Source organism: Bradyrhizobium sp. CCBAU 65884 (assembly GCF_028128835.1).
In the GTDB taxonomy this organism is placed as follows: Bacteria; Pseudomonadota; Alphaproteobacteria; order Rhizobiales; family Xanthobacteraceae; genus Bradyrhizobium; species Bradyrhizobium ottawaense.
In genome coordinates this window covers 57,516-70,868 of record NZ_LBJU01000118.1, presented here as the reverse complement: position 1 = coordinate 70,868, position 13,353 = coordinate 57,516, and the positions used below count along the sequence as shown (strand labels likewise).

The following is a 13,353-nucleotide window of genomic DNA, read 5'->3' as shown; positions in this document are numbered from 1 at the left end:
AGCTTAGGGGTACATCCGCGTCTTGGACCACTTCTGGCCCGCCGCGTCACGGCGAAATTCGATGCGGTCGTGCAAGCGGAACGGGCGGTCGTGCCAGAACTCGATCCGCGAGGGCGTGATGCGCCAGCCGCTCCAGCCCGGCGGCCGCGGCACTTCGCCGATGACGTATCTGGCCGCGACTTTCGCGATCGCCTGCTCGAAGGCGAAGCGGCTTTCCAGCTCCTGCGACTGCTTGCTCGCCCAGGCGCCGATCTGGGCCTGCTTGGGTCGGGTGGCGAAATAGGCGTCGGCCTCGGCCTCGGTCACCGGCGTCACGTTGCCGCGGATGCGGACCTGACGGCGCAGCGACTTCCAGTGAAAAAGTAACGCTGCCTTAGGATTTGCGGCGAGTTCGCGACCCTTCTGGCTGGCGATGTGGCTGTAGAAGACAAAACCCTCGGTATCGAAGCCTTTCATCAGCACCATGCGCACGTCAGGCAAGCCGTCGGGGTCGACGGTTGCGAGCGCCATGGCGTTCGGATCGTTCGGCTCGCTCTTGATCGCCTCGTTCAGCCAGGCCTCGAACAATGCAAATGGCTCGTCGGCGGCGGTGAAATCACCGGATGTTAAGGGTGTCTGGTGTTTCATCGAGGTCGTGTCGGTCATGTCTGGAGTCCGAGTTGCGTCCCGCGGCCCAAAACGCGTTGTCGTCCGCTTCCGCCCTATATAGGGCATGGGGACGCGTTGGCCTATCGGCGATCCGGCCGTCCGGCTTTGTCATGACGATCATTCTCATCGGGCTCGGTGCCGGAGGATGCAGCTTTTCCCGCAATGACAAGAGTGCCTACGCCAAGGCCGACGACAGCGACCTCACCGGTTCGATCGCGCGGCCGGCGAAGGACGCCCCGCCGACCGAGACCGATCTCGCCTTCGCCCGCAACGCCGCCTCCGACGTCCTCAGCAAGGGCGACAGGGATTCCAGCCAGCATTGGGAGAATCCGGAGACCGGCGCGCGCGGTTCGGTGACGCCGATCGCGCAGTCCTATGCCGCCGAGGACGGCCGCAAATGCCGCGATTTCCTGGCGAGCTACGTCAACGGGGCGACCGAAAGCTGGCTCCAGGGCGCCGGCTGCCAAAGCACCCGTGGCCGTTGGGAGATTCATACGCTAAAGCCGTGGCGGAGCTAGGATTCGGCGCGCGCCCCTAGTTGCAAAAATGCCACTCTCTCCCCACATGGATTGCAGGTGGGGCGGGGAGCCCTTTGAACAATTCGATTTCTTGAAGGAGACGTGACGGATGCGCGACCCCTATGAGGTCTTGGGGGTGCCGCGGAGCGCCAGCGCTGCCGCGATCAAGAGCGCCTATCGCAAGCTTGCCAAGAAGCATCATCCCGACAGCAACAAGGACGACCCCAAGGCCGCCGAACGCTTCTCCGAGATCAACTCGGCGAACGAGATCATCGGCGACGAGGACAAGCGCAAGCAGTTCGACCGGGGCGAGATCGACGCCGACGGCAAGCCGCGCTTCCAGGGTTTTCCGGGCGGTGGCGGGCCGCGCGGCCGCGCCGGCCCCGGCGGGTTCGAAAGCTATACGTTCCGCTCCGGCGGCGGCCCCGGCCAGGGCGGCGGCGCGTTCGAGGATATCCTCAACAGCATGTTCGGCGGCGGGATGCGCGGCGCCCGGCCTGGGGCCGGCGGCGCCGGGCAGTTCGAATTCGACACCGGCGGCGTCGGGCTCGATCTCGACGTGAATGTCGCCATGTCCGTCTCGCTGGAAGAGTCGGTCAAGGGCGGCGAGAAGCGCGTCCGGCTGCCGACAGGCAAGGAGCTCAACGTCAAGATTCCGGCTGGCGTCACTGAGGGCCAGCAGATCCGGCTCCGGGGGCAGGGCGAGTCCGCGCAGGGCCATCCGCCCGGCGATCTCCTGATCACCATCAACATCGCGCCGCACGCCCACTTCAAGGTCGAGGGTGCCGACTTGCGGATCGATCTGCCGGTGACGCTCTACGAGGCGGTGCTCGGAGCTAAGGTCCGCGTGCCCACCCTCGGCAATGCCGTGGAGCTTTCGGTTCCAAAAAACACCTCCAGTGGCCGGACCTTCCGCCTCAAAGGTAAGGGATTGCCGAAATCTGGCGGAACCGGGGATCTCTTCGTCACCATCAGGATTATGCTACCGGACGGGAACGACGCCGAGCTTGAAGCATTGATGGAGAAGTGGCGGGACCAACACCCCTACAATCCACGTAGCGGGCTCGGCTAGGGCGCTAGCCGAGGCATCCCGACGATCGGAGCATTCTCTTCTCAAAAGGATGATGCTCAACATACGCCTGAAGCGCGGCTCGCGCTTCGACGCTGACGTTCGAGACGTGTCGGTTGCCCGGCGGGGCAGCCGATAAAAAGGTGCGGCCTCGAGAGGGGGACCAGCGCGGTACCAAAAACCCCAATCGAGGCCGCCCGCGTCGATCGGCGGATCGAACGCTGCTCATTTTCGCGTGATCATCCGGTGCGATAATGAGACGCGCCGATGTCTTCATTCCAAATTTTCAATGACGGAATCTAGGCACCGCCCTCGAGCGGCTGTCTAGGTGCCGTTTTTCTCGGCCTGATCATACACCGCCTGCGCCACCCGGGTCAGCCGGTCGCGATCACCGCCGCCGCTGACGACGTAGCCGACGCCGCGCTCGGCCCAGAACAACGCGCCGTCCTTGTCCGTTTTGGCGTAGCGCATTTGCGTCGCACCATTCTCGGTCTTGGAGGTGTAGATCGTGTAGCGCTCGCCCGAGGCGCCCTCATACATCAGGAACGAGGCCGGACCGTTCGGTCCCGGCAACAGCCGGCCGCCGACGAGCTTCAGCCCGCTCGCCTCCAGGTTCGGCGCGAACACGGTCCAGCCGCAGCGCCGGGTCAGCCAGGCCTGCAGGTGGTCGCGCTCATTGCCGCCGACCTCGACGGGGTGGCGGACCTCCACGACATAGAGGCGGTGGGCGTCGAGCGCGTCCGCCGTAAAGCTCCGGAAGGTGGAGGGGGCATTGGCGGCGCCATGCCCGACCCAGCCGGCGGCGCCGCCGGCGACGAAGGCGACCAGCACGGCCGCCGCGGCGCCATAGAGCCATTGCCGCGGGCGGCGTTCCAGCCGCTCGAGCTCCAGCCGGGCCGGCACCGGCTCCTGGGCGACGGCATCGTAGCGGGCGTGCAGCATCTCCGCCATGGCGCGCCAGGACTGCACGCGCTCGGCCTCTTCAGGATGGGCGGCGAGCCAGGCCTCGACGTCGGCGCGGCGCTCGGCCGGCAGCTCGCCGTCGACATAGGCGTGCAGTTCGTCCTCGGTCACTGGGATATTGCGGTCGTTCATATCAATCGTCTCTGGCTCTGTGGCCTTAAATGTCGTTCAAAGCTCGACGTCGCGTAGCTCATCTTCATGCTGCTGGCGGATGACACGCGATGCATCAACCCTGCCATCATTTCACCCGCCTGAGCGTCGGTCGCTCGCCCTCCAGCGAGGCCTTGACGTGGGCGCGGGCGCGGGCGAGGCGCGACATCACGGTGCCGATCGGCACGCCCTGGATGTCGGCGACCTCGCGGTAGCTCATGCCTTCCAGCATGACCAGGAGCAACACCGAGCGTTGCTCCTCGACGAGCGTCGCCAGCGCCCTCTCGATGTCGCGCCCTTCGGCTTCGGTGCCGCTGGCATCCGGGTTGTTCTCCGTCAGCTGCATGAACTGCGGCCGCCTCGCCAGCGAGCGCCGCCGGTTCTTGTTGAGGTTGGTCAGGATCGTGTAGAGCCAGCTCCTGACGTCGCCTCCGAGAAACAATCGCTCCGAACGCAGTGCTCGCACCAGCGTGTCCTGCACCAGATCGTCGGCCGCGTCCGCGTCGCGCGTGAGCGCGCGGGCGTAGCGGCGCAACGCCGGGATCATGGCTTCCACACTCTGGCGAAACGCACTCATTGCGGTCTTGACGTCCTGGTATCAGGCGCGAGCGCCTATAGCGATCATAACACCCGAACGGAACGGCTATTCCGGCGCTCGAAACAGCGTTAACGCGGCGTATTAGGGCTGTACCGCAGGGGAGGGCTGGTGTACCTCCAGACCTCACCAAGAGTTCGACGGGACGTTCAAAAATGGCGCAGAATTCGGGTCTGATGCAAGGAAAGCGCGGAGTGGTCCTCGGCGTTGCCAACAACCGCTCGATCGCCTGGGGCATCGCCAAGGCATGCCACGCCGCCGGCGCCGAGCTCGCCTTTACCTATCAGGGCGATGCGCTGAAGAAGCGCGTCGAGCCGCTCGCCGCCGAGATCGGTGGTCTCGTGCTCGGCCATTGCGACGTCACGGATGCCGCGACCATCGATGCCGCGTTCGCGGTGCTGAAGGAGAAGTGGGGCAAGATCGACTTCCTAGTGCACGCGATCGCCTATGGCGAGCAGCTCGACGGCCGCTACGTCGACACCACGCAGGAGAATTTCTCCAAGTCGATGCTGATCTCCTGCTACTCGTTCACGGCCGTGGCGCAGCGCGCCGAGAAACTGATGACCGACGGCGGCTCGCTGATCACGCTCAGCTATTACGGCGCCGAGAAGTGGATGCCGCATTACAACGTGATGGGCGTCGCCAAGGCGGCGCTGGAGGCCAGCGTGCGCTATCTCGCCGCCGACCTCGGCGAGAAGAACATCCGCGTCAATGCGATCTCGGCAGGTCCGATCAAGACGCTCGCGGCGTCCGGCATCGGCGACTTCCGCTATATCCTGAAGTGGAACGAGGCCAACGCGCCGATGCGGCGCAACGTGTCGACCGAGGACGTCGGCGGCAGTGCGCTGTATTTCCTCTCCGACCTCTCGCGCGGCGTCACCGGCGAAGTGCATCACGTCGATTCCGGCTATCACGTGCTCGGCATGAAGCGCCCGGACGCGCCGGACATCTCGTTCGGCGGCAAGGACTAGCCTCAAATCCGGAATGCCCGTGCCCACGATCTATTACCTTCGCCATGGTGAGACCGAGTGGAATGCGCTCGGGAGGCTTCAGGGCACCAAGGACGTTCCGCTGAACGCGCGTGGACGCGGTCAGGCCGTGCAGGCCGGCAGCATTCTCGCCGATCTGTTCAAGCGCGAGGGCCGCGACAAGGCGGCGTTACCCTATGTGTCGAGCCCGCTCGGCCGTGCGCGCCAGACCATGGAACTCGCGCGCGCCAAGTTAGAGCTGCCGGTGGCGGATTACGCGCTCGACGATCGCCTGCGCGAGATCGGCTATGGCGTCTGGGAAGGTCTGACGTTGGCCGAGAGCGAGGCGAAGGATCCCGGCGTCTATGCCAGACGCCTCGCCGACAAATGGACGGTCGGCCCCGACGGCGGGGAGACCTATGCCGACGTGCAGGTCCGCGTTCGCGCCTGGTACGACCAGCTGCGGACCGACATCGTCGCGGTCGCCCATGGCGGGACCTGCCGGGCCCTGATGGTGTCACTCGGCCTGGAGACCCCCGTCAGTGCCGCCGAGCTCTATATCGAGCAGGGCGCCGTCTACGTGTTCCGCGACGGCCGGCTGGAGAAGCATAGCTAACGGTGCCGCCCCAATCTCCGCCGTCATGCCCGGGCTTGTCCCGGGCATCCACGGACTTTCGCGCTCGCGGCAGCTAGAACGTGGATGGCCGGGACAAGCCCGGCCATGACGAATGTGGTACGCATTTGACCCTCCATCGAGGGCGCGTTACCACACGCCGGAACCGAGCCAGCGAGCAGCGATGTCCTTCAACACCTTCGGCCACATGTTCCGCGTCACCACTTTCGGCGAGAGCCATGGGGTGGCAATCGGCTGCGTGGTCGACGGCTGTCCGCCCATGATCCCGCTCACCGAGGCCGACATCCAGCAGGACCTCGATCGCCGCCGGCCGGGCCAGTCGCGCTTCACCACCCAGCGCCAGGAGCCGGACCAGGTCAAGATCCTCTCCGGCGTGATGGCGCATCCGGAGACCGGCGTGCAGGTGACGACCGGCACGCCGATCGGGCTCCTGATCGAGAACACCGACCAGCGCTCCAAGGACTATTCCGAGATCAAGGACAAGTTTCGGCCCGGTCACGCCGACTTCACCTATGAGGCCAAATACGGCCTGCGCGATTATCGCGGCGGCGGCCGCTCCTCGGCGCGCGAGACCGCGACGCGCGTTGCCGCCGGTGCCATCGCGCGCAAGGTGCTGCCCGACGTGAAGGTGCGCGGGGCGCTGGTGCAGATCGGGCCGCACAAGATCGACCGCGCCAAATGGGACTGGGACGAGATCGCAAGAAATCCGTTCTTCTGCCCGGACAAGGACAAGGCCGCGTTCTTCGAGACCTATCTCGACGGCATCCGCAAGAGCGGCTCCTCGATCGGCGCGGTGATCGAGGTGGTCGCCGAAGGCGTGCCGGCCGGCCTTGGCGCGCCGATCTACGCCAAGCTCGATTCCGATCTGGCGGGCGCGATGATGACCATCAACGCGGTGAAGGGTGTCGAGATCGGCGCCGGTTTCGGCGCCGCCGAGCTCACCGGCGAGGAGAATGCCGACGAGATGCGCACTGGCAATGACGGCACGCGCTTTCTCTCCAACCATGCCGGCGGCGTTTTGGGCGGCATCTCCACGGGGCAGCCGATCGTGGTGCGTTTCGCGGTGAAGCCGACCTCCTCGATCCTGCAGCCGCGTCTCACCGTCGACCGCAAGGGCGCCGACACCGAGATCTTCACCAAGGGCCGTCACGACCCCTGCGTCGGCATCCGCGCCGTCCCCGTCGGCGAAGCCATGATGGCCTGCGTGCTCGCCGACCACTTTTTGCGCGATCGCGGGCAGGTGGGGCGTTGATGCCGCGGTACTAGCCCACCGCGCAGCTTGACGGCGCTACAACTTCGTCCGCAAATGCGGGCATGCAAAGCTCCGAGCTCCAGCGCATCACCAACTGGCTGATCGACGGCGCGCGGTCGTCAGGCACCCCGGCCGAGATGATCGCGGACGTCTGCGAGCATCTGGTCGACGCCGGCCTGCCGCTGTGGCGGTTCGGCATCTTCATCCGCACGCTGCATCCGGAGATCTTCGGCCGCAACTTCATCTGGCGGCAGGGCGAGGAGGTCGAGATCGGCACCGTCGATTTCGAGATCCTCGACACGCCCGAATTCGCCGCGAGCCCGCTCCGCATCGTGTTCGAGCAGGGGATCGAAGTCAGGGGGCGCATCGGCGATCCCGACAACAAGCGGTTTCCGATCCTCGACGACCTGCGCGCCGAAGGAGCGACCGACTACATCGCGGTGCCGATGCCGTTTCTCGACGGCTCGGTCCACGCGACGAGCTGGGTGACACGGCATCCCGGCGGCTTCACTGACGACCACATCGCGGCGATCCGCTCCATCGTGACGCCGCTGGCGCGCGTCAGCGAGATCATCAGCCTGCGCCGCACCGCCGAGATGCTGCTCGACACCTATGTCGGCAACCGCGCCGGCGCGCGCATCCTCGGCGGCCAGATCCGCCGCGGTCACAATGACACCATGCAGGCCGCGATCTGGCTGTCGGATCTGCGCGGCTTCACCGCGCTGTCGGACCGGCTGCCGGCCGAGACCGTGGTCGAGATCCTCAATCACTATTTCGACTGTCAGGTCACTGCGATCCGCGGCCATGGCGGCGAAGTGCTGAAATTCATGGGCGACGGCCTGCTCGCTGTGTTCCCGATCGACGAATATGTCGGCGATGCCGCCCATGTCTGCACGCGCGTGCTGGAAGCGGCGCGCGAGTCCCGCGCCAGCGTCGAGGCGCTGGCCTTTCCGGTTGGCAAGGCCGTCGAGCGCTTCCGCTTCGGCGTCGCGCTGCACGTCGGCAACATCCTCTACGGCAATATCGGCGGCGGCAACCGCCTCGACTTCACCTGCATTGGTCCCGCCGTGAACCTTGCCGCAAGGCTCGAGAAGATCACGGGCCGCCTGGGGCGGACCGTCGTTGCCTCGGAAGGTTTTGCCAATGTCTGCCGCCACGACTGGCGCGAGCTCGGCGAGTTTCCGATCGCGGGGTTTTCCAAGGCGCAGCGCGTGTACGGGCTCGGCGAGGAGACACCGGTTGTGATGGCCTAGCGGACGGCACCGTCGGCGGAACTAGTCAGCGCGCACATACGACTGCCTCAGCCCAAGCGTCAGGATCGTCAGAGTGATCCACAGCCGCAGCATGGCAAAGCTGAAGATGAAGACGAAATAGATCAGGTTCTTGCTGAACTGGGTCGCCGACGAGGTCTGCCAGAAATTCCAAATCGCGCTGCGCACCGTTTCCTGTCCATAGGCGAGGGCGACGTTGACGCTGCCGAGGACGATGACGGCGGCGCCGAGCCACAGTCCGCGCCGCGCGAATTCGCCGATGGCGGCAAACAGGGCGACCTTGCCGTCGTCGCGCTCGGCACGGACGATCATGAGCAGCACGAGTGCGGCGATCCATGCGCTCCAGAATCGACCGGGATGGGTGAACTGGTCGAATGCCATGCCGTCGAGGCCTGCCATCAGATGATACGAAGCCTCATAGCCGATCGCTGCGGCGCTGAGCGCCGCCGCGATCATCACGAGCATGATCCGCCACAGGATCGAGAAGGAGAGCTTGAACTGGTCGCCCAATGTCAGCGTGCCGAGCGAGGATTGGCCGCCGGCCGCCTCGATCGATTGTCGTGCCGTCGCAAAGAACGCCAGCAGCACCGAAATGTCGGAAACGATGATGGCCGGCAGTGCCACGGCGCCGCCGCCGAACGCGATCACCCGCATTGCAGCCGCCAGGATCAGCCAGGGCAGGGCATGCAGGAGCTTGAACGGACCGAACGAGGTTTCGGGGCGGGCGGGCTCGAGCGCGAGCTGTTTGCGCAGTGCGACTGTCATCGCGTTGTGGTGACACAGGAGATTGAACCTGCGGTAGCGCGGATCGCTAAAATTGACCCGAAGCGGGCAGATAGCGCCGCTACTCCTCCGGCTCCGTCGTGAACAGCAGCGGATAGCCCTTGGCGCGGCCGGCGTGGGTGGCGCGGGTGGCCTTGGTCTCGGCGACGTCCCTGGTGAACACGGCGACGACGCAGGCGCCGAGCTTGTGGGCAGTGATCATCACCTTGTAGGCCTGATCCTCGGTCATGCGGAATTCGGCCTTCAGGATCATGGTGACGAATTCGCGCGGCGTGTAGTCGTCGTTGATCAGGATGACCTTGTGCAGCTTCGGCCGCTCGACCTTGGTCCTGGTCCGCGTCTTCGGCTTGGTGACAGTGTTGTTCATTCCGCCTCCCGGACACGGCGGGCTCGGGTTCCCCGCCGGAGCGATCAGCCTGCGGCCTTCGCACCATATTGCAGGACCTGCACCTTCTCCAAGGTGATCAGCCCGCTCGACATCATGCCATCCAGGATGGGCAGGAATGCGTTGATGTTGTCCTCGCTGTCGACGATCTCGATCAAGAGCGGAAGGTCTTCCGACAGCCGCAGGATCTTCGAGGTGTGCAGCCGGCTCGACTTGCCGAAGCCCATGGGGCCGCGCAGCACGGTGGCGCCGGCAAGGTGCCGCTCGCGCGCGGTCGTCACGATCGCTTCATAAAGCGGCTTGCCGTCGAAATGGTCGCTCTCGCCGATGAAGATCCGGAGCGAAACTGCCTGATTGGGGATTTGCATGGTCAGTTCCTCGTCAAGCGGTTGTACCGGCTCGCCATCATATGGCCTGCCCACACCGACACCAGCCAGCAGATCACCGACGCCGCGATATAGGCGAGCGCGGTGTATCTCATGCCGCCGTGGAACAGGCGGAAGGTCTCCAGGCTGAAGGTCGAAAAGGTGGTGTAGCCGCCGCAGAACCCGGTCATGACGAATTGCCGGTGCTCGGGCCGCGCCAGCAGACGGCCGTCGGGGCCGGTCAACGTCGCGTAGAAGCCGATGATCAGCGAGCCCGTTGCGTTGATGAACAGCGTCGCCAAGGGAAAGCCCGGCCCGGTGTCGAGCGCGAGCCCGACGAGATAGCGCGTCAGCCCGCCGACGATGCTGCCGGCGGCAACCCAGCCGTAAAGCATCGCAGTGCGCCAGCGCTCGGCGGGAGAGTTCATCGGCCTCTAGCCCTTCTCCCTCTCCCCGCGCGCGGGGAGAGGGTCGGGGTGAGGGGGGCTCTCCACGAGGGAGGTGGCAGTTGGACTCGCGGAGAGTCCCCCTCACCCGGAATCTGCGTTTCACGCAGATTCCGACCTCTCCCCGCAAGCGGGGCGAGGTGAAGCCGCGGCCTGGCCAACGCTTCGACAAATGCCATCGCGTTAGCCTCCCAGACCGTCCGCAAGGAGGAAACCGCAGCTGACGGCGGCAAGGCAGAGCCCGACCGAGAACACGACATTGCCGAGCGCATGCATCGGTTCGCCGCTCCGCACGAGCGTCAGCGTCTGCAGGCTGAACGAGGACACCGTGGTGTAGCAGCCGAGAAATCCCGTCACCGCGAACAGCCACGGATTGGGCGCGGCGAAGGCCGAGCCGGGATGGGTCGCCAGCGCGCCGAAAATGCCGATCAGGAAGGCACCGGTGACGTTGATGGTCATGGTGCCCCACGGAAACGTCTCGCCCAGCCGCCGCGCGATCACGCCGGAAACGAAATAGCGTGCGCAGCCGCCGAGCACGCTGCCGACCATGATCGCGATTGCTCCGCTCAGCACGACGAACGACCTCTCATCCTCATTTGTCCTCCGCTGCCAGACCGTTGCCGACGGCCAATAGTCCCACGAGCGAGACCAGCGCGAAGCCGAGCCCCGCAAAGAACGTTCCTGCCGGACCATAGGCGTCCCACAGCGCGCCGGCGATCACGCTCGCGGCCAGCAAGGCAAGGCCGGTGAACAGGTTGAAATAGCCGAACGCGGTGCCGCGCAGGCTGGGCGGCGCGGCGTCGGCGACGAGGGCCGAGAGCAGGCCTTGCGTCAGTCCCATATGCAGCCCCCACAGCGCGACGCCGAGTGCGAGTCCGCCAAGGCTCGGCAGCAGCGCCAGCGCAAGATCGGCACACGCGAGGAAGACGAGCCCGAGCGCGAGCAGGCCGGTCCGGTTGATCCGGTCCGAGAGCACGCCGGCCGGATAGGCCGACAGCGCGTAGACGATGTTCATCAGCACCAGCACCGCCGGCACCCACATCGCATTGAGCCCGATATTCTGTGCCCGCAGGATCAAAAAAGCCTCGCTGAAGCGCGCGAGGGTGAAGACGACGCCGACGGCCACGACGCGCCAATAAACCGTGCCGAGCTGCCGCATCGCGGCGAGATTGAGCGGATTCCCTGCAGGCTCCCGGCTCGGATCCGGCTCCGGCTCGCTCACCGCGAACGCGATCAAGCCGAACGACAAGAAGGCCGGCAGCACCGCCACCCAGAACACCGCGGTAAAATCGTCAGCGGTCCACCACATCAGGCCAATCGCCACGAGCGGTCCGACGAAGGCGCCGATGGTGTCGAGCGATTGCCGCAGGCCAAAGCTCGCCCCGCGCAGGCCGCGAGGCGCGATATCGGCGATCAGCGCATCGCGCGGCGCGCCGCGAATGCCCTTGCCGACGCGGTCGATGAAGCGCGCCGCCACCAGCCATCCGACGCTGGGGGCAAGCGGGAACAGCGGTTTGGTGAAGGCCGCGAGCCCGTAGCCGAGCGCTGCGAGCAGCTTGCGCCGGCCGAGCCAGTCGGACAATGCGCCGGAAAAGATCTTGGTGATCGAGGCCGTCGCCTCCGCGATGCCCTCGATGAAGCCGACGGTGAGCGTGGACGCGCCGAGCACGGTGACGAGATAGACCGGCAGGAGCGCGTGGATCATCTCGGAGGAGATGTCCATCAGCATCGAGACGAAGCCGAGCACCCAGATCCCCCTGGGTAGGGCGCTACGTGCAGCATTCGGTGTCGTCGTCGTCACGTCTTCGCCTTCTCCCGGCTTTCGTCGCCAGACAACAAAAAACCCGCCATCGGCGGGTTTGTCCATGCTCCCGCCGAAGGCAGAGGCCCAAAGTTTGCCCCTCCTCAAGCAGGAGTCATCAGCCCACCACGGTCATCGACCGGCGGGCGGTTATCGGGGGACTCCATCCCCATCTGTATGGCCAACCTAGCATGGAAATCGGGCCGGACAAGTAGGTGGGGCGCTCTCTCCCGCGGCTCGTCGTTCCGGCTTTGCGCAACGCGAGCCCCGATGATGCGAGCAATCTGGCGCGTTCCATCGGCGCGAGCGCGGCAACACGGCGGCAGCTTCGCGCAAGGGCGTGCACAGTCCCGACCCGCAGCTTCCTAACTCGAATGTGAAGCGCAAGCGATCTTCGCCCTTTGCGGCTCGGCGATTGCATGTCACCATCGCGTCATACGACGGGAGACTGCGATGCGTTTGCTGTTCTCGATCGGGGCTGTGCTGGTTGCCGGCATGTTTGCCGGAGGAGACGTCGCGGGCATCGCGGCACCAGGACCAAAATTTGAACCGCCAAAGAACCAGCCGCAGCGGTTTGCGGCCGACAGGGACGCGCAGACGGTCGACGTCGAGCTGATCCTCGCGGTCGACGTGTCCTACTCCATGGACATGGACGAACTCGCGATCCAGCGCGAGGGCTATGCGCAGGCGATCCAGTCGAAGGAATTTCTTCAGGCGCTGAAACTCGGACCGAACGGCCGGATCGCGGTGACCTATTTCGAGTGGGCCGCCTCGAGCGACCAGAAGATCATCATTCCCTGGCGGCTGATCGACGGCCCGGAGACGGCGGATGCAGTCGCCGCCGAGATCATGAAGACGCCGATCCGGCGCGCCTCGCGCACCTCGATCTCCGGTGCGATCACGTTCGCGATGCCGCTGTTCGACGAGGATCCCTATCGGGGCCTGCGCCGTGTGATCGACATTTCCGGCGACGGCCCCAACAACAATGGCGGTCCGGTCACGGTGGCGCGCGACGCCGCGCTGGAGAAGGGCGTCGTCATCAACGGCCTGCCGATCATGGTCAAGGAGCCGTCCTATTCGACCATGGATATCGACAATCTCGATTTCTACTACGAGGACTGCGTCATCGGCGGTCCGGGCTCCTTCGTCATCACGATCAAGGACCGCGACAAGTTCAAGGAGGCGATCCGCACCAAGCTGCTGATGGAGGTCGCCGGCCGCACGCCGGAGCGCCCCGTGATGCCCGTCGCCGACAAGGAGCCGCGCGTCAACTGCCTGATCGGCGAGAAGATCTGGTCGGACCGCTGGGGGCGCTGAGCGGCGTGCTACGTCGCCAATGCTCGCTGCCGTCTCGTGGCGACGATCGCGATGACGGTAGCGTCGCAGTCGGCTTTGTGGCGGATTAGCCACAACCCGGGCGAGCCGCGTTCGACCCGGTTCCAACTCAATTGCCGGCCGTTGCAAAGCAACCTAAGAGTTGAGTGTTCGTTTCTCTTCGTTTCCCA

General features: G+C 65.6%; 16 protein-coding genes and 1 riboswitch. Of the genes, 7 read left to right on the top strand and 9 right to left on the bottom strand.

Annotated elements, in window-relative coordinates; all coding sequences use genetic code 11:
- Nucleotides 1–3: 3 nt before the first annotated feature.
- A complete protein-coding gene (gene pdxH / locus XI03_RS19795; RefSeq protein ID WP_018322567.1) occupies nt 4–645 on the bottom strand; it encodes a pyridoxamine 5'-phosphate oxidase in 642 nt (213 codons plus the stop codon).
- Between the two features lie 113 nt (nt 646–758).
- On the opposite strand from pdxH, the gene XI03_RS19790 reads away from it, so the two are divergent.
- Together XI03_RS19790 and XI03_RS19785 are read left to right on the top strand one after the other, a co-directional pair.
- On the top strand, nt 759–1,166 hold the full coding sequence (locus tag XI03_RS19790) for an RT0821/Lpp0805 family surface protein (RefSeq protein WP_161966502.1): 408 nt from the start codon (nt 759–761) through the stop codon (nt 1,164–1,166).
- A gap of 109 nt (nt 1,167–1,275) precedes the next feature.
- Nucleotides 1,276–2,238: a DnaJ C-terminal domain-containing protein gene (locus tag XI03_RS19785; RefSeq protein WP_028144184.1), complete on the top strand. Its 963-nt coding sequence runs from the start codon at nt 1,276–1,278 to the stop codon at nt 2,236–2,238.
- A gap of 321 nt (nt 2,239–2,559) precedes the next feature.
- On the opposite strand, the gene XI03_RS19780 is transcribed toward XI03_RS19785, so the two are convergent.
- Nucleotides 2,560–3,330, bottom strand: coding sequence for an anti-sigma factor family protein (locus tag XI03_RS19780; RefSeq protein ID WP_271592993.1), 771 nt, complete (start codon nt 3,328–3,330; stop codon nt 2,560–2,562).
- A 106-nt stretch (nt 3,331–3,436) separates the two neighbouring features.
- Complete coding sequence (locus XI03_RS19775; RefSeq protein WP_028144186.1) at nt 3,437–3,925, bottom strand: RNA polymerase sigma factor; 489 nt, start codon at nt 3,923–3,925, stop codon at nt 3,437–3,439.
- Nucleotides 3,926–4,098: 173 nt separating this feature from the next.
- Between XI03_RS19775 and fabI the strand changes: the two genes are divergently transcribed.
- The 4 genes from fabI (at nt 4,099) to XI03_RS19755 (ending at nt 8,050) form a co-directional block, all read left to right on the top strand.
- Nucleotides 4,099–4,914 carry an enoyl-ACP reductase FabI gene (fabI, locus tag XI03_RS19770; protein WP_092259949.1) on the top strand — a complete coding sequence of 272 codons (816 nt, stop codon included), beginning with the start codon at nt 4,099–4,101 and terminating at the stop codon, nt 4,912–4,914.
- 13 nt (nt 4,915–4,927) lie between these two features.
- Nucleotides 4,928–5,527 (top strand): histidine phosphatase family protein, encoded by a 600-nt coding sequence (locus XI03_RS19765; protein ID WP_028144188.1) that lies wholly within the window; start codon nt 4,928–4,930, stop codon nt 5,525–5,527.
- A gap of 181 nt (nt 5,528–5,708) precedes the next feature.
- A complete protein-coding gene (gene aroC / locus XI03_RS19760) occupies nt 5,709–6,797 on the top strand; it encodes a chorismate synthase (protein ID WP_271592992.1) in 1,089 nt (362 codons plus the stop codon).
- Between the two features lie 62 nt (nt 6,798–6,859).
- Nucleotides 6,860–8,050 carry an adenylate/guanylate cyclase domain-containing protein gene (locus XI03_RS19755; protein ID WP_271592991.1) on the top strand — a complete coding sequence of 397 codons (1,191 nt, stop codon included), beginning with the start codon at nt 6,860–6,862 and terminating at the stop codon, nt 8,048–8,050.
- A gap of 21 nt (nt 8,051–8,071) precedes the next feature.
- Here XI03_RS19755 and XI03_RS19750 read toward each other — a convergent pair whose 3' ends face one another.
- From XI03_RS19750 to XI03_RS19725, 6 genes are all read right to left on the bottom strand, one after another.
- The gene (locus XI03_RS19750) at nt 8,072–8,833 is read right to left on the bottom strand and encodes a hypothetical protein (RefSeq protein ID WP_038950559.1); all 762 of its coding nucleotides are present in this window, start codon (nt 8,831–8,833) and stop codon (nt 8,072–8,074) included.
- Nucleotides 8,834–8,912: 79 nt separating this feature from the next.
- On the bottom strand, nt 8,913–9,218 hold the full coding sequence (gene clpS / locus XI03_RS19745; protein ID WP_271592990.1) for an ATP-dependent Clp protease adapter ClpS: 306 nt from the start codon (nt 9,216–9,218) through the stop codon (nt 8,913–8,915).
- A 44-nt stretch (nt 9,219–9,262) separates the two neighbouring features.
- Complete coding sequence (locus XI03_RS19740; protein WP_247429645.1) at nt 9,263–9,604, bottom strand: DUF190 domain-containing protein; 342 nt, start codon at nt 9,602–9,604, stop codon at nt 9,263–9,265.
- Nucleotides 9,605–9,606: 2 nt separating this feature from the next.
- Entirely contained in the window at nt 9,607–10,029 is a 423-nt protein-coding gene (gene crcB, locus XI03_RS19735) for a fluoride efflux transporter CrcB (protein ID WP_271592989.1), read from the bottom strand.
- Between the two features lie 201 nt (nt 10,030–10,230).
- Nucleotides 10,231–10,620 carry a fluoride efflux transporter CrcB gene (gene crcB / locus XI03_RS19730; protein ID WP_028144194.1) on the bottom strand — a complete coding sequence of 130 codons (390 nt, stop codon included), beginning with the start codon at nt 10,618–10,620 and terminating at the stop codon, nt 10,231–10,233.
- 19 nt (nt 10,621–10,639) lie between these two features.
- Complete coding sequence (locus XI03_RS19725) at nt 10,640–11,848, bottom strand: MFS transporter (protein ID WP_271592988.1); 1,209 nt, start codon at nt 11,846–11,848, stop codon at nt 10,640–10,642.
- Between the two features lie 102 nt (nt 11,849–11,950).
- Nucleotides 11,951–12,028, bottom strand: a riboswitch (Fluoride riboswitch).
- Nucleotides 12,029–12,301: 273 nt separating this feature from the next.
- On the opposite strand from XI03_RS19725, the gene XI03_RS19720 reads away from it, so the two are divergent.
- Nucleotides 12,302–13,165 (top strand): DUF1194 domain-containing protein, encoded by an 864-nt coding sequence (locus tag XI03_RS19720; RefSeq protein ID WP_028144196.1) that lies wholly within the window; start codon nt 12,302–12,304, stop codon nt 13,163–13,165.
- The last annotated feature ends 188 nt before the right edge of the window (nt 13,166–13,353 follow it).